Source organism: Pseudomonas sp. YJ42, from assembly GCF_047225135.1.
In the GTDB taxonomy this organism is placed as follows: Bacteria; Pseudomonadota; Gammaproteobacteria; order Pseudomonadales; family Pseudomonadaceae; genus Stutzerimonas; species Stutzerimonas stutzeri_E.
Genome location: NZ_CP178378.1, coordinates 2757264 through 2773722, shown reverse-complemented (window position 1 = coordinate 2773722; position 16459 = coordinate 2757264). Strand labels below are relative to the sequence as shown.

20 protein-coding genes are annotated in these 16459 nt (G+C 63.1%); 16 read left to right on the top strand and 4 right to left on the bottom strand.

Annotated elements, in window-relative coordinates; translation table 11 throughout:
• Positions 1-14: 14 nt before the first annotated feature.
• From ACL0K2_RS12725 to ACL0K2_RS12650, 16 genes are all read left to right on the top strand, one after another.
• On the top strand, positions 15-335 hold the full coding sequence (locus ACL0K2_RS12725) for a flagellar hook-basal body complex protein FliE (RefSeq protein ID WP_413042776.1): 321 nt from the start codon (positions 15-17) through the stop codon (positions 333-335).
• A 20-nt stretch (positions 336-355) separates the two neighbouring features.
• The gene (gene fliF, locus ACL0K2_RS12720) at positions 356-2035 is read left to right on the top strand and encodes a flagellar basal-body MS-ring/collar protein FliF (RefSeq protein ID WP_413042775.1); all 1680 of its coding nucleotides are present in this window, start codon (positions 356-358) and stop codon (positions 2033-2035) included.
• Entirely contained in the window at positions 2007-3074 is a 1068-nt protein-coding gene (locus ACL0K2_RS12715) for a FliG C-terminal domain-containing protein (protein ID WP_413042774.1), read from the top strand. Before fliF ends, ACL0K2_RS12715 begins: the two co-directional genes overlap by 29 nt.
• Positions 3075-3080: 6 nt before the next feature.
• Entirely contained in the window at positions 3081-3779 is a 699-nt protein-coding gene (gene fliH, locus ACL0K2_RS12710; protein ID WP_239612230.1) for a flagellar assembly protein FliH, read from the top strand.
• Between the two features lies 1 nt (position 3780).
• Positions 3781-5112 carry a flagellar protein export ATPase FliI gene (gene fliI, locus ACL0K2_RS12705; RefSeq protein ID WP_045160132.1) on the top strand — a complete coding sequence of 444 codons (1332 nt, stop codon included), beginning with the start codon at positions 3781-3783 and terminating at the stop codon, positions 5110-5112.
• A complete protein-coding gene (locus tag ACL0K2_RS12700) occupies positions 5109-5534 on the top strand; it encodes a flagellar FliJ family protein (RefSeq protein ID WP_045160133.1) in 426 nt (141 codons plus the stop codon). The genes fliI and ACL0K2_RS12700 overlap by 4 nt, the downstream gene beginning before the upstream one ends.
• A gap of 138 nt (positions 5535-5672) precedes the next feature.
• Positions 5673-5948, top strand: a complete 276-nt coding sequence (gene flgM, locus ACL0K2_RS12695) for a flagellar biosynthesis anti-sigma factor FlgM (RefSeq protein WP_045160134.1) — start codon at positions 5673-5675, stop codon at positions 5946-5948.
• Entirely contained in the window at positions 5945-6385 is a 441-nt protein-coding gene (gene flgN, locus ACL0K2_RS12690) for a flagellar protein FlgN (RefSeq protein WP_045160135.1), read from the top strand. Before flgM ends, flgN begins: the two co-directional genes overlap by 4 nt.
• 386 nt (positions 6386-6771) lie before the next feature.
• A complete protein-coding gene (gene fliD, locus ACL0K2_RS12685; RefSeq protein WP_413042773.1) occupies positions 6772-8043 on the top strand; it encodes a flagellar filament capping protein FliD in 1272 nt (423 codons plus the stop codon).
• Positions 8040-8438 carry a flagellar export chaperone FliS gene (gene fliS, locus ACL0K2_RS12680; RefSeq protein ID WP_045160137.1) on the top strand — a complete coding sequence of 133 codons (399 nt, stop codon included), beginning with the start codon at positions 8040-8042 and terminating at the stop codon, positions 8436-8438. The genes fliD and fliS overlap by 4 nt, the downstream gene beginning before the upstream one ends.
• Positions 8422-8745 carry a hypothetical protein gene (locus ACL0K2_RS12675; protein ID WP_413042772.1) on the top strand — a complete coding sequence of 108 codons (324 nt, stop codon included), beginning with the start codon at positions 8422-8424 and terminating at the stop codon, positions 8743-8745. The genes fliS and ACL0K2_RS12675 overlap by 17 nt, the downstream gene beginning before the upstream one ends.
• Complete coding sequence (locus ACL0K2_RS12670) at positions 8742-9920, top strand: flagellar hook-length control protein FliK (RefSeq protein WP_413042771.1); 1179 nt, start codon at positions 8742-8744, stop codon at positions 9918-9920. Before ACL0K2_RS12675 ends, ACL0K2_RS12670 begins: the two co-directional genes overlap by 4 nt.
• Before the next feature lie 36 nt (positions 9921-9956).
• Positions 9957-10418: a flagellar basal body-associated protein FliL gene (gene fliL, locus ACL0K2_RS12665; RefSeq protein WP_045160139.1), complete on the top strand. Its 462-nt coding sequence runs from the start codon at positions 9957-9959 to the stop codon at positions 10416-10418.
• 10 nt (positions 10419-10428) lie between these two features.
• Entirely contained in the window at positions 10429-11163 is a 735-nt protein-coding gene (locus ACL0K2_RS12660) for a FliA/WhiG family RNA polymerase sigma factor (protein ID WP_413042770.1), read from the top strand.
• Positions 11164-11167: 4 nt separating this feature from the next.
• The gene (motA, locus tag ACL0K2_RS12655; protein ID WP_239612237.1) at positions 11168-12040 is read left to right on the top strand and encodes a flagellar motor stator protein MotA; all 873 of its coding nucleotides are present in this window, start codon (positions 11168-11170) and stop codon (positions 12038-12040) included.
• A complete protein-coding gene (locus ACL0K2_RS12650) occupies positions 12037-12948 on the top strand; it encodes an OmpA family protein (protein WP_239612238.1) in 912 nt (303 codons plus the stop codon). Before motA ends, ACL0K2_RS12650 begins: the two co-directional genes overlap by 4 nt.
• A 98-nt stretch (positions 12949-13046) precedes the next feature.
• Here ACL0K2_RS12650 and ACL0K2_RS12645 read toward each other — a convergent pair whose 3' ends face one another.
• From ACL0K2_RS12645 to flgA, 4 genes are all read right to left on the bottom strand, one after another.
• On the bottom strand, positions 13047-13529 hold the full coding sequence (locus tag ACL0K2_RS12645; RefSeq protein WP_045160144.1) for a hypothetical protein: 483 nt from the start codon (positions 13527-13529) through the stop codon (positions 13047-13049).
• Positions 13526-14416 (bottom strand): winged helix-turn-helix domain-containing protein, encoded by an 891-nt coding sequence (locus ACL0K2_RS12640; protein WP_413042769.1) that lies wholly within the window; start codon positions 14414-14416, stop codon positions 13526-13528. The genes ACL0K2_RS12645 and ACL0K2_RS12640 overlap by 4 nt, the downstream gene beginning before the upstream one ends.
• Positions 14417-14756: 340 nt before the next feature.
• A complete protein-coding gene (gene lafA, locus ACL0K2_RS12635; RefSeq protein ID WP_045160146.1) occupies positions 14757-15593 on the bottom strand; it encodes a lateral flagellin LafA in 837 nt (278 codons plus the stop codon).
• A gap of 149 nt (positions 15594-15742) precedes the next feature.
• Positions 15743-16420, bottom strand: coding sequence for a flagellar basal body P-ring formation chaperone FlgA (gene flgA / locus ACL0K2_RS12630; protein WP_413042768.1), 678 nt, complete (start codon positions 16418-16420; stop codon positions 15743-15745).
• Positions 16421-16459 lie beyond the last annotated feature (39 nt).

Sequence of the window (16459 nt, the reverse complement as noted above, 5' to 3'; positions counted from 1 at the left end):
GGGGAGAGCCAGCGATGAGTTCAATCACTCAGGTGCAGCAGGATTTGCTGGGCCAAATGCAGCAGCTCCAGGGTGTCGCGTCCGGCGCGGCCATCAAGCCGGCTGACCAGGCGGCACCCGATGCGGGAGGTCTGTTCATGGCGGCGATGCGTTCGGTCGATGCCCAGCAGCATCAGGCCGGCGCGGCCATGGCTGCGGTGGACAGCGGCAAGAGCGACGACCTGGTGGGCGCCATGCTCGACAGCCAGAAGGCCAGCGTGTCGTTTTCCGCGTTGCTGCAGGTGCGCAACAAACTGACCACGGCGTTCGACGACGTCATGAGAATGCCGCTTTGATCCGGCGTGAGAGCTAAGACGTGCTGCAGAAAATCAAAAGCAAGCTGCCTGCTGGTGGCCTCCAGCTCGACCCGCGGGTAACGCTCGCCGGCATGGCGGTGATCGCCGCCGCGCTGGCTGTCGCCGTGGCCTTTTACCTGTGGCGTGACAACGGCTCGTTCCGGCCGCTGCATGGCGCCGGTGAGGCTTTCCCGGTAGCCGAGGTGATGCAAGTGCTCGATGCCGAGGCCGTGCAATACCGCATCCACCCGCAGAGCGGGCAGATCCTGGTGCGTGAGGACCAGCTGTCCCGAGCGCGCATGCTGCTCGCCGCCAAGGGAGTGAAGGTGGCGATGCCGGCCGGCTACGAGCTGTTCGACAAAGAGGAGCCGCTGGGCACCAGCCAATTCGTCCAGGACGTGCGTCTCAAGCGCAGCCTGGAAGGCGAACTGGCACGCACCGTGATGTCGCTCAAGGGCGTTCAACATGCCCGCGTGCACCTGGCGCAGGAGGAGAACAGCTCCTTCGTGGTCAGTAAACGCGCGCCGACCAAGGCCTCGGTGATGCTCCAACTGGAGCCCGGTTACAAGCTGGGCGCCGATCAGGTTGGCGCGATCGTCAATCTGGTGGCTGGCAGCGTGCCCAACCTCAAGCCCGAAGATGTTGGCGTGGTCGATCAGTACGGCGCGCTGCTGTCGCGCGGTCTGAATGTCGGCGGTGGGCCGGCGCAGAACTGGGGCGCTGTGGAGGATTACCAGCAGAAGGCTGTGGCCAACATCGAGCAGGTGCTGGCGCCGGTGCTGGGCAGCGGCAACTACCGCATCAGCGTCGCGGCCGATATCGATTTCAGCCAGAAGGAAGAGACCTTCCAGTCCTATGGCGAGACGCCGCGCCTGCGTCGCGAAGTGCTAAGCAACGAAAGTGCACTGGATCAGCTGGCGCTGGGCATTCCCGGCTCGCTGGCCAACCGTCCCGTCGCCCCGCCGAAGGAAGGCGAGGAACCGGCGCCGGCCAAGGGCGAAACCAAGGGTGCCACCTCCTTGCGTGAAGAATCCACTCGCCAGTTGGACTATGACCAAAGCGTGGTGCATGTGAAGCACGCCGGTTTCGCCCTGCGCCAGCAGAGCGTGGCGGTGGTGCTCAACGCCGATGCCGCGCCCGAAGGCGGCTGGAGCGACGAGGCGCGCGCCGAGCTGGAAGCCATGGTCCGCAGCGCGGTGGGCTTCAAGCAGGATCGAGGCGATCTACTGACCCTCAGCGTCCTGCCCTTCGCCAGCGTGGAAACCGTCACTGAAGAGGTGCCCTGGTGGGAGAGCAACCAGGTGCACGCCTTGGCCAAGCTGGGCGTGGCCGGCCTGATCGCGCTGCTGCTGTTGTTGATCGTGGTGCGTCCCGCCGTGCGCAGCCTGACCCAGCGCAGTGCGCCCGCTGAGGCCGATCCGGCTGCTCTGGAAGGCACCCTGGCGGGGATGGCGGGACCGCTGCCGATCGAGACCGAGTCGCGTGCGGCCCTGGCCAGCCCAAAATCCAGTGGCGACGGCGTACACGTATTCGGCGAGCTCAATCCGCTCTCGGAAATTCGCCTGCCAGCGCCCGGTTCGGGGCTGGAACTACAGATCGAGCACTTGCAAATGCTCGCCAAGAACGACCCGGAGCGCGTTTCGGAAGTCATCAAGCATTGGATAGGCCGCAATGAAAGAGACCTCAACCCAGCCAGCTGAGTCGGTGACCGGCTCGAGCAAGGAAATCAAGGCGCGCCCGATACAGCTGCGCTCGGTGAGCTCGCTGGACCAGGCGGCGATCCTCATGCTGAGCATGGGTGACGACATTTCCGCCGGCATCCTGCGCAATTTCACACGTGAAGAAATCATCAGCATCAGCCAGGCGATGGCGCGGCTGTCCAACGTCAAACAGCCGATGGTTTCCGATGTGATCAGCCGCTTCTTTGACGACTACAAGGAGCAGAGCAGCATCAAGGGCGCCTCACGCACCTACCTGTCCGGCATGCTCGGCAAGGCGTTGGGTGGCGATATCACCCGTTCGCTGCTCGATTCCATCTATGGCGAGGAGATCCGCGCCAAGATGGCGAAGATGGAGTGGCTCGACCCCAAGCAGTTCGCCGCCCTAATCGCCAAGGAGCACGCACAGATGCAGGCGGTGTTTCTTGCTTTCCTGCCGCCGGGCATGGCCACCGACGTGCTCGAGTGCATGCCGGCCGAACGTCAGGACGAGCTGCTCTACCGCATCGCCAACCTCAGCGAGGTCAACAGCGACGTGATTGCCGAGCTGGAGCAGCTCATCGATCGCAGCCTGCAGGTGCTCTCGAACCAGGGCTCGCAGGTGCGCGGCGTCAAGCAGGCGGCGGACATCATGAACCGCTTCAAGGGCAACCGTGACCAGATGTTCGAGCTGTTGCGCGCCCACAACGAAGAGCTGGTCGGCAAGATCGAAGATGAAATGTATGACTTCTTCATCCTTTCCCGGCAGAACCAGGACGTGTTGCAGACCCTGCTGGAAGTGATTCCCTTGGAAGAATGGGTGGTCGCGCTCAAGGGCGCCGAACCGGCACTGGTCAAGGCTATTCAGGGGGCGATGCCCAAGCGGCAGGCGCAGCAGATGGAGTCGATCAACCGTCGCCAGGGCCCGGTGCCGCTGTCGCGGGTGGAGCAGGTGCGCAAGGACATCATGGCGGTGGTCCGCGACATGTCCAATGAAGGCGATCTGCAGGTTCAGCTGTTCCGCGAACAGACGGTCGAGTAAGCGCCGATGAGCATCAAGATCATCAAGGGCGAAGGCCGCTCCTGGCGCCCGTTTCGCTTTCCACCTCGTGTGCGTACCGCGGCCGAACTGGCTGACAGCGTGGCCGGCGATCCGGCGGCGTTGCAGCGCGCGGTCGCCGATGGCTTTCAGGAAGGCATCGACAAAGGTTACGAACAGGGCCTGGAGCAGGGCCGCGAAGCCGGGCATCGCGAAGGCTTCGAGCGTGGCATCGAGGACGGCAAGGCCATCGGCCGAGAAGAAGGCCGTGCCCAGGGGCGTCAGGCCTTCGACGAGGCGGCTCGGCCGTTGGATCGATTGATCGAAAGCGTCGAGCGTTTCCGCCAGGATTTCGAACAGGCGCGTCGGGACCAGTTGCTGGAGCTGGTGCAGAAAGTCTCCAAGCAGGTGATCCGCTGTGAGCTGACCCTGCACCCGACGCAATTGCTGACGCTGGCCGAGGAAGCCCTGGCCGCCATGCCGGGCGATCAGGAAGATGTGCGCATTCTGCTCAACCCCGAGGAATGCACACGGATCAAAGAGCTGGCGCCCGAGCGTGCAGCGGCCTGGCGTCTGGTCCCGGATGAGAAGCTGGCGCTCGGCGAGTGCCGTGTGGTGACGGCTCAGGCCGAAGCCGATATCGGCTGCCAGCAGCGCCTGGACTCTTGCATGGACACGCTCGCCGAACACATCCGGGCAGAGGCCTGAGATGTCCCTGCGCGAGAGCTTCCGGCTCGACGAGGCGTTGCGCTCGCTCGACACGGTGCAGCTGGCGAAGGTCAGCGGCCGGCTGGTGCGCGTTTCCGGCATGTTGCTGGAAAGCCTTGGCTGCCAGCGCATGACCGGCCAGCGCTGCTTCGTCGAGCAGGGTGATGGCAGCATGCTCGAAGCGCAGGTGGTGGGCTTCAACCGCGATATCACCTATTTGATGCCGTTCAAGAAGCCGGTGGGCCTGACCGCTGGCTCGCGGGTGTTCCCCGCTCCGGACGACGCCAAGCTGCACATCGATGACTCCTGGTTGGGGCGCGTAGTCAACGGCCTCGGCGAGCCGCTGGACGAAATGGGCAAACTCAGCGGGCGCGATCCCCTGCCCACCGAGCTGCCCTCGGTCAATCCCCTCAAGCGCAAGCCTGTGAGCGAACCGCTGGACGTCGGCGTGCGGGCGATCAATTCCATGCTCACCCTCGGCAAGGGCCAGCGCGTCGGGCTGTTCGCAGGCTCCGGTGTCGGCAAGAGCGTGCTGCTGGGCATGATCACCCGGCAGACCAAAGCCGATGTGGTGGTGGTCGGGCTGATTGGCGAGCGTGGGCGCGAGGTGCAGGAGTTTTTGCTGCATTCGCTGGGCGAGGAGGGCCTGAAAAAGGCCGTGGTGGTGGTGGCGCCGGCCAACGAATCGCCGTTGATGCGCCTCAAGGCCACCGAGCTGTGCCACAGCATCGCCGCTTATTTTCGCGATCAGGGCAACGATGTGTTGTTGCTGGTGGACTCGCTGACCCGCTACGCCATGGCCCAGCGCGAAATCGCCCTGGCGTTGGGTGAGCCGCCAGCGACCAAGGGTTATCCGCCGTCGGTGTTCGGCATGCTGCCGGAGCTGGTGGAGAGCGCCGGCAACGGCGCCAACGACAATGGCAGCCTCAGCGCGCTGTATACGGTGCTCGCCGAAGGCGACGACCAGCAGGACCCGATCGTCGATTGCGCGCGGGCGATTCTCGACGGCCATATCGTGCTGTCGCGGCGCCTGGCCGATGCCGGCCATTACCCGGCCATCGACATTTGCGCCTCGGTCAGCCGCTGCATGAGCCAGGTCGGCCAGCCACCGCACCTCGGCGCGGCGCGCCAGCTCAAAGAGTTCTACAGCACCTACGAGAAGATCAAGGACCTGATCCCGCTCGGTGGCTACAGCCCGGGTGCCGATATCAAGACCGACCGCGCCGTGCAGCTGGCGCCCACCATCGAGCGCTTCCTGCGCCAGGAAGTGGGCGAAGCGGCGGAGCTGGAAACCAGTCTCACCATCCTGCAGAGCATCATCCGGAAGCCATGAAACAGCAGATCGAAACGCTCACGCGCCTGGCCAGCCTGCGCGGTAACCGGGTCAAGCAGATGCTCGGGCAGGTTCAGTACCAGCAGAACCTCTGTCAGCGCTATCGCAACAACATCACCGGCCTCAGCCGCCTGTGCGGTTTCAGCGTGCCGATGAGCACCCCACTGCAGCGCGACAATCAGCAGCGCTACAAGGCCACGCTGTACAAAATGGTCGAACTGCAACGGCGCGAACTGGCGGTGGCCGAGCAGGCGCTGGCGCGAATCCAGCAGGAGTTGTTGCAGGCCATGCGCAGCGAGAAGGTGGTCGAGCATGTCATCGACGCCAAGATGCAGCAGTGGCAGCACTTGCTGATGTCGCAGGAGCAGAAGATTCAGGATGGCCTCGCCGCGCAGTCCTGGTGGCGTAACCAGATTGCCTAGGGCGCCCGGCGGTGCGACAGGAGACCTCGAACAGCGGCACCTGATCAGAGCGCTTCCGTCAGCCGCTGAAAAAAAGATTTAAGGTTTTCGCCCGAGCGGTCGCTTGTTTGGCAGTAACCACCGAGTTGGAACGAGATCATGGAAATCAGCCGGCAATTCAAGCCCGCCATTGCAATCCCCACCGAGACCGCCCCGGCGCGTCCGGCCGGTGTTCGCCCCGCCGCGCAGCCGGCCGCACGTCAGGCCGAAAGTCTGCCGCTGGAGCAGATGCACGACGCGCTGCGCGCCATGCCCGAGGTCGATCTGGACCGGGTAGCGGCCATCAAGCAAGCGTTGCAGCGCGGCGAGATATCCACTGACGTGGGTGAGCTGGCCAGCAGCATGCTCAGCTATCACCGCGGTAACGATGCGTGAGCCAGCGCGAGAAGCTGCTGGCCGTCGTCGATGACGATCTGCAGCAAGATTGCGGCGATTACCTCGCCTTGCGTGAGCTGATGCAGGAGCTCTACGGACGTCTGCTGGAACGCGATGTCCTGGAGATCAATCGGATCAATCTGCAAATCACCGTCCGCGTCGAGGCCATTGCTGCGCGTGCTCAACGTCGCAGCAAGGTGCTGGCCGCCTTCCGTCTGGAAACCTCGGGCGTCGGCATGCGTCGCCTGTTGTCCAGCTGCACGGGCGAGCGGGGTGAATCCTTGCAGCGGCATTGGCGGCAGGTCGGCGACCTCGCTGTGCAGTGCCAGCAATTCAACGAGCACAACGGCAAGCTGCTCGCCATGCACCACGATATCCTGCAGCAGCTGCTTGTCGGCAGTCAGGATGCCCGGCTCTATTCGCCTCAGGCCTACTGAGGCGCAAGCTACTCAGCGCCGTGGCCCACCTCGTCTCGCAGAAGTCGTAGCGCAGACCGCGCCGCGTTTCCGCCAGCAAAACAGCGGCTGTGAAAAGCGCATCCGCCCTACGGCTACCTTCGATCCTGCGCTAACCAACCACCCGACCGGTAAGACGGCACCGGGTCGTGTCGCTCGGATTGATTCCTTAACAAAACCATCCCCACCGTCGCCTTTACAGACAGATGTTCCGCCCTAGCAGTAGGCGGAAACGGTACTTCCCCGTTTCCTCGTCCTGCCGCGTTGCGGAAGTTCCTTTTCTGCATGCCATTGGCTGAGATGCCCGTATCACGGGGCTTTGAGACCTGGCATGCAATCTGCTCTGCAAGCATCAAGAGGGGATGGTGATGGCTATAGATTCCGATTACGTACAGCAGATGTCGACGCAGTTGGCGACCTACGAAGTTCAGTCTTCGTTGGATCGGCTTAACCGCAACGAAACGCGCTACAAGGCGCAGCGCGATGCGTTGAGCTCGCTGCGTACCTCGCTGACCACCTTCAAGTCGGCGATGACCAAGCTCAACAGCCGTACGTCGAGCATGCTGACCAACAGCGCGACCTTCAGCCAGGAGGGTTTCGCCACGGCCACCGTGGGCACTACCGCGACGGCCGGTACCTATGATTTTTATGTCGAGCGCCTGGCCGGCAAGCAGCAGGTGGCGGTGCAGGGGCTGGTCGACGGCAGCCTGAGCGGCACCCTCACGCTCAACGCTCAGGCTTTCGATCTGAGCAGCTACGCCACCCTCGATGACGCGGCCAAGGCCATCAACGCGGCAGGGCTAGGCGCCCAGGCCACATTGGTGCGCAGCAACGGCGCGGTCAATCTGGTGGTGACCAGCGAGAAAAGCGGTGCGGCCAACGGCTTCACCCTGGATGTAGCCGGCAATGCGGCAGCCACCACTACCACGCTGTCCACAGCGCAGGATGCCCTGATTCGCCTGGGCGGCAGCTACGGCGCCGGCGGCATCGAGCTCACCAGTGCCAGCAATACTTTCACCGACGTCATCGACGGCGTCAGCATGACCGTCAGCAAAGTGCATGCGGCGGGCGATGCACCGTTGACCGTCACCGTCGGCCAGGACAAGGCTGGGACCAAGGCCAAGGCGCAGAGCTTCATCGATGCCTTCAACAGCCTGATGACAAGCTTCGATTCGCTGACCGCCAGCGGTAGCGACAGCAGCGCCCGTGGCGCCCTGGCCGGCGATTCCAGCGTGCGCTCCATCGAGAGTCGCCTGAATGGCCTGCTGCGTACCGACTTCGGCGGCAAGAGTCTGGTCGAGTTCGGCATCAGCGCCGATCGCAACGGCAAGCTGAGCATTGACGCCACGCGTTTCGAGGCCGCAGTCGCCAACGATCCGGAAGGTTTCGAGGCACTGTTCACCGGCAAGGACAACCTGCTCGACAGCATCGACAAGACCGTCGCCAGCTACACCAGCAGCACCAACGGCATGCTGAAAAACCGCATGGACACGCTGGACATGAGCCTGCGCCGCATCGATGAGCAGTTCGACAATCTTCAGCAGCAGTACGACAACCACTACAGCCGCTACCTCAGACAGTTCACCTCCATGATGCAAACCATGCAGAGCATGGAACAGACCTACGGATTGTTCGGATGAATCCTTATCTCCAAAACGACAGTTACGACAGCTACCGCGCGGTAGACCTCGAAGCCCGCGCGGCCTCCGCATCGCCTTACGAGCTGGTGCTGGTGCTGATGGACGGCCTGCTCGACGAACTGGCTCGCGCCCGTGGACACATCGAGCACAAGCGCTATCAGCAGAAGGGCATTTCCCTGGAGAAGTGCATGAACATCCTTAACGGCCTCAACGGTGCGCTCGACGAAGAGGGCGGCGGAGAGGTCGTGCAGGGCCTGGCGCGGCTCTACGAATACTGCATCTACCGGCTCTCCGACGTCAGCGTAACGCTGTCGCTGGAAGGCCTGGATGAGGTGATCAATCTGCTCGGCATCCTGCGTGAAGGCTGGGAGGGCGTCAGTGCCGCCCGTAAATGACAGCGAACGCCTGATGGCGCTGCATGGGCAGCTGCAACAGGCGTTGCAGGCCAATGACTGGACAGCGGTTGCGACGATCGATGCCGCGATCCGCCAGTGCCTCGAAGCGCTGGCCGGTCGGCTGGAGCAGGACGAGCCCACACGATTGGCGAAAAGCCGCCTCAAGCAGCTGCATGGCGAAGGTCTGCAAGCCTGCGCCGACGAATGCGAACGCCTGCGCCTGTTGCTGCTGAACCATCTGGAGTACGCCGAGGGGCGTGCCGCTTACCAGCGTATCGATATGTTCCAAGCCGGAGACCGGGGATGATCCAGTCGATTCCAACCGCACGCGCGGCTGCCGAGAGTGCCGGGTCGGCCATGCCGACGCCCGCCCGCGTGAGCCAGGGCGGCAAGTCCGTCGAAGGGCGCCAGGTGACGGAGCGCGCCGTCCATGCTTTCGGTGAGCGCATGCGACTGGCCTCTCGTGAAACCGAGGCGCGTTCGACCGAGCCGACTGCGGTCTGGATGCCTGATGCACCGGCGGCGCTGCCGACCGAGCAGGGGCAGGTGCTGCGGTTGGGTGGCGATGCGGCTCAAGGCGCCGAAGCGGCGCGAGAGCTGACCCCCGAACAGTGGTTGCTGAGCATGATCGACCAGCAACTCGCCGAGATCCAGGCGCGCGACGCGGCGCAACTGGAGGCGGTGCCCGAGCCGGTCGCGCCGGCTTCGGTGGAGGCTGCCGCGCCCTTGATCGATGAGCTGCTGGCCTGGATACCCGGGTCTTCGCCTCTTGGTGAGCAGGAGTCCGAGGCCGATCAAGCGTTGACGGCCGACCCGCTGGACCTACTGGGCGGCTTTCACGGCAAGACCAGCGGGGCGAGCCTGACCGCGTCGCCCATGCCGAAGCCTGTCGCCGAGATGGCGCCAGGCCTGTCAACGCCAGCGCTGACCGATGTCTTGCCGACGGCATCATTGGAACCGCAGCTGAATGCGACCGAGTCCCTAGACGCCGGGGAACCGCTTGCCGGGGCCGTCGAGAGAGGTCAGGCGCCGCTGGTGCAAGGCGCTGATCGTGGGCTGAAGCTGCAGGCGCCGGAAGCCAAGTGGGGCGAGCAGATGTTGCATGCCCTGCGTGAAAACGTCGATTTGCAGATCCAGCAGAAGATTCAGAGCGCCACCATCCGCCTCGACCCGCCGGAGCTGGGCAGCATGGAAATCCTGCTCAGCCACGAGTCGGGCCGGCTGAACGTGCAGCTGAGCGCGGCGAACGCCGACGTGGCGAGGCTGCTGCAGCAGACCAGCGATCGCCTGCGCCAGGAGCTGGTCGGTCAGCACTTCGTACAGGTCAACGTGCAGGTGGGTGCCGACAGCGGCGGTCAGCAGGGCCGACGCGATCAGCGGGCAACGTTGCCCGGTGAGGAGCCGCCGCTGGCAGCCCGGCCGGCGGAGCAGGAACAGCGCCGGGAGAACGGCCGCGCCCGTGACGTATTGATCACCGTTTGACCCGATTCAACCCAATTAGCCAACTGTGAGTGTGTTATGTCGACCCCCCGTCTCGTCCTGCTGATGCTGCTGCTCAACGTCCTGACCGTTGCCGGTGGCGTTGGTGTCAGCTACTGGCTGCTCAAGCCTGGCATCGAAGGTACGGTTTCCGAGGAAACCGCCGTGGTTGAATCTGTCGAGCCCTCGGAATACGTGTTCTTCCCGGTGCAGAAAGTCATCGTCAGCGTGCGTGGCGACGGTCGCGAGCACTACTTCGTGCTGGACCTGGCGTTGCAGGCAGACGCATCGGACGAGCCGCCGAAATTCGAGCAAGCCGAGCCCATCGTGCGCAACTCGGTGGTGGGCTACCTGTCGTCCCTGCCCTTCGATGAGTTACGCGGGCTGAAGATCGGTGAGTTACAGGAGCGTCTAGAAACGGCCCTGTTCGCCGACTTTGCCAGCAAGAACGCAGCAGTGCCGTTCAAGCACGTGCTGGTCAACAAGCTGATCGTGCAGTAAAGGCCCCGCCATGAGTGCCATTTGCCCCGTCGACTATTATGGCGCTACGCCGGCCGGCCCCTCGGTGTTCGCACCGGCCGCCGAACAGCGCTGGCTGATGCAGTATCTGCCGCTGGTCAAGCGCATCGTCCGGCAGTTGTCGCTGCAGGCCAACCAGGTGCTCGACCGTGAGGATATGGAGCAGATCGGCATGATGGGGCTGCTCGAGGGGTTACGGCGCTACGGCGAGCCGGACGAGCAGTTCGGCAAGTTCGCCTCGCTGCGCATCCGCGGCGCGATTCTCGACGAGCTGCGTCGCCAGGACTGGCGTCCGCGCCAGGTTCGCCAGCAGGCGCACAAGATTCGCGACGCGATTCGCGACCTGTCCCGTCAACTGGGCCACGAACCCAGCGACGAGGAGATCAAGGCGTACACGGGCCTCGCCGAGAAGGACTATCAGGATTTCCTCTGGGCAGACTCGTCCGAGGCGATAGAAAGCCTCGACGAGCTGCTGCAGAGCGGACACGAGCATTTCCCCGACACCACGGAGTTGTTCGAGGAGCGCTTGATCAAGGAACGGGTGCTGGCGCAGGCGCTGGCCCGGCTGGACGAGCGCGAGCGGCTGGTGCTGACGCTGTATTACCAGCATGAGTTGAGCCTGAAGGAAATTGCCCTGGTGCTGGAAGTCAGCGACGCCCGGGTTTGTCAGCTGAGTAAACAGGCGATCGGCAAGGCTTGTCGCTTCCTAACAGAGAAGAGTCAGTAACGTCATGCAGAAAGTATTAGGCGCCTTCATCATCATCGGCTGTGTGCTGGGCGGATACGCCATGGCGCACGGTGACATGAGCATGCTCTGGCAACCGGCCGAGGTGGTCATCATCCTGGGTGCCGCGTTGGGCAGTCTCGTGGTTGGCAACCCCAAGGAAGTGCTGATCGAGATGCTGCATCAGATCAAAGGCGTATTTGCCTACAAGCGCCGTGGCGAGGAGTTTCAGCGCCAACTGCTGATGCTGCTGTATGAGCTGCTGGAGATGGTCGATGTCGGTGGCCTCAAGGTGCTCGACTCGCATATCGAGGAACCGGAGCAGAGCGACCTGTTCGTGCGCTACCCGCTGATTCTCCAGGAAAAGAACCTGATGGCTTTTATCGCCGACAACTTCCGCCTGATGGCCATGGGCAAGATCAGCGCGCACGAGCTGGAAGGCTTTCTCGAGCAGGAACTTGAAGCCATGGAGCACGCCCTGCTGCAGCCGGCGCGCTCGCTGCACAAGATCGGTGAGGCCATGCCCGGCTTCGGCATCCTTGCGGCGATCATGGGCATCATCATCACCATGGGCAGCATCGGTGGCAGCGTCGCGGAAATCGGCGCCCATGTAGCGGCGGCGCTGGTGGGCACGTTCCTCGGCATCTTCTTCTGCTACTGCCTGATGGACCCGCTGTCCAATGCCATGAGTCAGCGCATCAAGACCGAACTGTCGGCCTTGGAATGCGTGCGCACCACGCTGGTCGCCCACGTCGCCGGCAAGCCTACGCTGTTGGCAGTGGACGCCGGCCGCAAGTTGATCGAGCAGGACGTCAAGCCGGCCTTCCGTCAGCTGGAAAACTGGGTGACCCAGTATGAGGAAGAAAGGGACGCCGCATGAGGAGCCGGGACAAGCACAAAGGCGGCGGCGACCACGAAATCATCATCAAACGGCGTAGCAAGAAAGGCCACGGTGACGAGCATGGTGGCGCCTGGAAGGTCGCCTTTGCGGACTTTACCCTGGCGATGATGGCCCTGTTCATGGTGCTGTGGATCATCCAGCCGCAGATGAATCAGACCAACCCATCCTTTGGCGAGATGGAGAGCAATCCGCTGGTTGAAGGCGGGGCCGGCATCTTCGACGGCACCAGCACCTCGCCGCTGGAGCTCGACGGGCTGCCGGTGCGCCCGCTGCCAGTGGAGCAGAAGGACCGCAGTGAGTCGGCGCGCGAACAGGACGGCAGCCACAACTACGGCTCGACCGCAGAACTGAAAAAGCTCGCCGAGCTGATGCGCGAAGTGGCCAATGAAGTCGATGCGTTGGCCAATCTGGAGGTCGATGTGGTCCCGCAGGGGCTGCGCATTCTGATCAAGGACGACCAGCAGCGCTTCATGTTTCAGCGTGGCAGCGCGACCTTGAATCCACATTTCCAGAAGCTGCTGGGCGTGCTTGCCGGTGTACTGGCGAAGGTCGACAACAAGCTGATCATCAGCGGCCACACCGACGCCACGCCGTACCGGCAGAAAAATGGTTACGACAACTGGAATCTGTCCGGTGACCGCGCGCTACGCGCCCGCAACGCCCTGGTCGACGCCGGCTTGGCTGAGCGCTCCGTATTGCAGGTGACCGCGCAGGCGGCCGTCATGCCGCTGCATCCAGAGGACCCACTGAACGGCGCCAACCGCCGCGTGGAAATCCTCTTGCTCACCGCCTCGGCCGAGGCTCTGTACAAGGAGCTGTTCGGCGACAGTTACGGCCAGGTTCGCTTTTCCGAGCGCGGCGCGAGCTACAGCGGTGAGGGTTCCTAGCGCGGGCTGTTTGGCGGGCTCGACCGTATCGATTCAGCCGGCGGTCGCCGACTGGATGGTCCCTCTGGGTTAGGCGTTATCCGGGTCGAAACGTTGGGTCAGCCGCGATCTGGATGGTCGTCCGAACAGTAGACCTGCTGAGTCTCGACGCCATAGAGGCAGGCGCCAACCTGCTCGAGGCTGATCCGTGCGCCCTTGTGAGCACCATAGAACAGATTGAACATCAGCTCATCATCGAGCCGATCCTGGGGGCCCAGGCCGTGAACCTGGCCCTCTTCAACGATCAACGAAGCCCGTCCGAGCAGATCCGTTTCCAGGCGACCGGACGCCTCGACAATCGCCGGGGAGTTGCGCGTGAGTGAATAAAACCGGCCCTTGTTGAAGACCAGGCTTTGGCTGACTTGCCGGGTCGTGCCGTCGCGCAGCAGAACGTAGCCGCTTGAACTGTAGCGGCCATCGAAACTGGACGATGTACTGCCATTGGTGCCCATTGCTACAAACGCCCACAGCAGTAACGCCGAAGGGGCCATCACGCGCAATAGGCGCCGGCCTACAGCGCCGGTTTCGTTCTGGCTGCTCATCGCAGGCATCCTTGTAGATGGTCGCTGGGGATCGTCTGAATCTGGCTCTTGTGAACCTTCAGCCAATTGACCCGGCCGTCGTCTTGCAGGCAACGGATCTCATAAAACCCGGGAGACATGTTGACGATCAGCCGGGCCGGTTCGGCCGTCATGCCGCTCATCGTATGGACCAGCAGGCGTGTTTCATTGACCAGCGAATCGAGCAAACGCTGGCTCTTTTCCACGTAAAGCACCTCGAAACCGTTCATATCCAAGGTCTGCGTAAAGGATGGCGCCGGCGTGCTGGCCAGGCGGAAACCCAAGGTCGCCAGTGCCAGCAGCATCAGCATGCCGGTGCTGGCGAGCGCCGCGGTCTGCCACGAGCGGTAGCCCTGGTTCTGTTTGGACGGGCTCGCAACCGCCGCGGCGCTGGGGGCCGGCAGTTCGACTAAGGCACTGGTCGCCCTTTCAGGCAGCGGCTCTGCAGGCAAAGATCCGGTTACAGCGGCGGGGCTGGCTGCCAAGGCTGTCTTTTCGACCATCACGTATTGCGGGTTGAACAGATAGCCGCGCCGCGGCAGCGTCTGAATGATCTGGTTGCGGCTATCGAACAGTGCCTGGCGCAGCGTATAGATTTGCTGATTGAGGCTGCCCTGGCCGACGACCCGACCTTCCCAGGCGTAATTCATCAGCTCTTCGCGGGAGACCACCTCACCGGGCGCCTGCAACAGGCGCTCCAGCACCCGGCTACCGGAAAAGCCGAGGTCGAGCGTGTTTTCGTTTTCCTCTTGGCTCAGTACGAGCTGATAGAGCGATCGATCGAAACGAGCCGAGCAATCGGCCCGGCCGGTTTGCAACAGGGGGCAGGCGAGGGCATCGGCGGCCGTAGGGGTCAGAGATGAAGTCATGAGCGCCTGGTTAGGAAAAGAAATTTAGCTGTGATGAGGTTGGCAAATAGAGCGGCGGCATATTGGCGCCGTTTTTTTGATACTACAAGCCGGTCATTACAGGAAATCGCTGAACGGACGCTCCGAACTCTTAATGTCGAGAGCGTTGAGAAACGGCATATATGCCGTGCATAGCGGAATAAGTGGGATTAATCAGACATATCTTGTGTTTTTGGGGTCACGTGCTGATGACCACCATTGGTCGGGTAGCCTTTAGCGAGAACGCCGGAAAGCAAAAAGCCCCGAACCAGTCGGGGCTTTTTCTGTGCCGGTCGTTGCGACCGGCGGTGCTGCGTGCCGCTTAGCCCAGCAGGCCCATGACCATGCCTGGCATCTGGCCAGCTTGCTTGAGCATGGAGATGCCCGACTGCATGAGCATGGAGTTCTTGCTCATGTTGGCGCTTTCGATGGCGAAGTCGGCGTCCATGATCCGGCCTTTGGCCATTTCAGTGTTGTCCTTCATGTTCGCCAGGTTGTTGCTGGTGTGGTTCAGGCGGTTGATGTTGGCGCCGAACTGGGCGCGCATCGAACCTACGTCGTCCAGAGCGGTTTCCAGCGCGGTGATAGCGGCGCCGGCGTTGGCGGCGGAGTCCAGGGTCAGGGCCTGAACGTCGGTCGTCAGCGTGGTTTCCAGGGTGCCCATGTCGGCAGAGACGTCGAGCGCCAGGGTTTCTGCTGCGCTCGCACCGATCTGGAAGTTGACTGCGGCAGCCAGCTTACCGGTGAACAGCGCTTCGCCAGCGTACTTGGTGTTGTTGAAGATGTTGGTCAGTTCCTTGCCCAGCTCGTCGAACTCGGCCTGCAGCGAAGTACGGTCGTCAGCAGTGTTGGTATCGTTCGCGGCTTGGGTCGACAGGTCCTTCATGCGCTGCAGAATGTCGGTGGTTTCGCTGAATGCGCCTTCCGCGGTTTGCAGCATGGATACCGCATCGCCAACGTTACGCATGGCGACACCCATGCCGCGGCTCTGTGCGTTCAGGCGGGTGGCGATCTGCAGACCGGCGGCGTCGTCCGCGGCGGAGTTGATGCGCAGGCCGGTGCCCAGACGCTGCTGGTTGGTGGCCAGGGCGTTGTTGGACTTGTTCAGCGCGGTGTTGGTGGTCAGAGCGGAGTAGTTGGTGTGAATGGACAGAGCCATGATAATCATCCTTCGTGCGATTGGGCTGTTAGGAGCTGGCTTGACTGCCTGCTGAAAAGGTAAGGCGACAGCCCCTGGCGAAGGATTAAATCCTGACGTCAAAAATTTTTAGTTGCGCTTCGAAGCCTGATACGGCGCGACTCCAGCCGCTAAAACGTACTGCTCACTACCCCAGCTTCCAATACCTTCGCATCGATCACCTTGCCGCTGCGTGTGTTGCGCACGCGGATCACCTCGCCAGGCTGGCCATCGCCCAGGGCTTCGCCGGACGTTGAGGCTTCGATCCCGTCGTTGCTGGCGACGATTTTCACCGGCTCCCCGCGTTTGACTGCCATGGCCTGCTCCAGCAACGCGGGGGTGATGGTCTGACCGGCGCGAACGCGACGTTTGGCGGCCAGGCCGACCACCTCGCTCAGGCGGTTATAGAACCCGCGCCGGGCCTTGGCGATGTTGATGCGCTCGAGCTTGAGGTCGCTATCACGGATGGTCTGGCCGCGGTCGATGATGGCTGCGGCGTGCACGGCAGGCAGGAACACATGGGCTTGGGCAGTGACACTCAGCGACCAGCCGGGGGTGTCCGCGCAACGGATCTCCAGTTGCTGCCGCTCCATGGCCGAGGGCGCATCTCCCGTGGCGCGTACCCGCAAGCTGTTGCCGCAGGGGGGATGGTGGTGGGCGGAGCCTGGCAGACTGGTTTCATAACGCAGCTGCATGCCCTGCCAGCCCTGGCGCTCAGCCTGCTGCTCGAGCATGGCGCGCAGGTGGTTCTCCACCGCCTGGCGTATCTGAGCGGTCGCGTCCGCGTGTGCCTGGAAGCTCGCGCTCATGACCAGCAGCGTGATGGCCCACCAGGCGGAAGGCTCTTT

Bases quoted from the DNA above. Each gene is read 5' to 3' on its own strand.
- fliH (WP_239612230.1), top strand. From the start codon at position 3,081: ATGAGCATCAAGATCATCAAGGGCGAAGGCCGCTCCTGGCGCCCGTTT.
- motA (WP_239612237.1), top strand. From the start codon at position 11,168: ATGCAGAAAGTATTAGGCGCCTTCATCATCATCGGCTGTGTGCTGGGC.
- fliD (WP_413042773.1), top strand. From the start codon at position 6,772: ATGGCTATAGATTCCGATTACGTACAGCAGATGTCGACGCAGTTGGCG.
- fliL (WP_045160139.1), top strand. From the start codon at position 9,957: ATGTCGACCCCCCGTCTCGTCCTGCTGATGCTGCTGCTCAACGTCCTG.
- ACL0K2_RS12670 (WP_413042771.1), top strand. From the start codon at position 8,742: ATGATCCAGTCGATTCCAACCGCACGCGCGGCTGCCGAGAGTGCCGGG.
- lafA (WP_045160146.1), bottom strand. From the start codon at position 15,593: ATGGCTCTGTCCATTCACACCAACTACTCCGCTCTGACCACCAACACC.
- ACL0K2_RS12660 (WP_413042770.1), top strand. From the start codon at position 10,429: ATGAGTGCCATTTGCCCCGTCGACTATTATGGCGCTACGCCGGCCGGC.
- ACL0K2_RS12645 (WP_045160144.1), bottom strand. From the start codon at position 13,529: ATGAGCAGCCAGAACGAAACCGGCGCTGTAGGCCGGCGCCTATTGCGC.
- ACL0K2_RS12640 (WP_413042769.1), bottom strand. From the start codon at position 14,416: ATGACTTCATCTCTGACCCCTACGGCCGCCGATGCCCTCGCCTGCCCC.
- fliS (WP_045160137.1), top strand. From the start codon at position 8,040: ATGAATCCTTATCTCCAAAACGACAGTTACGACAGCTACCGCGCGGTA.
- fliI (WP_045160132.1), top strand. From the start codon at position 3,781: ATGTCCCTGCGCGAGAGCTTCCGGCTCGACGAGGCGTTGCGCTCGCTC.
- flgM (WP_045160134.1), top strand. From the start codon at position 5,673: ATGGAAATCAGCCGGCAATTCAAGCCCGCCATTGCAATCCCCACCGAG.
- ACL0K2_RS12715 (WP_413042774.1), top strand. From the start codon at position 2,007: ATGAAAGAGACCTCAACCCAGCCAGCTGAGTCGGTGACCGGCTCGAGC.
- ACL0K2_RS12650 (WP_239612238.1), top strand. From the start codon at position 12,037: ATGAGGAGCCGGGACAAGCACAAAGGCGGCGGCGACCACGAAATCATC.
- ACL0K2_RS12700 (WP_045160133.1), top strand. From the start codon at position 5,109: ATGAAACAGCAGATCGAAACGCTCACGCGCCTGGCCAGCCTGCGCGGT.
- ACL0K2_RS12725 (WP_413042776.1), top strand. From the start codon at position 15: ATGAGTTCAATCACTCAGGTGCAGCAGGATTTGCTGGGCCAAATGCAG.
- flgA (WP_413042768.1), bottom strand. From the start codon at position 16,420: ATGAGCGCGAGCTTCCAGGCACACGCGGACGCGACCGCTCAGATACGC.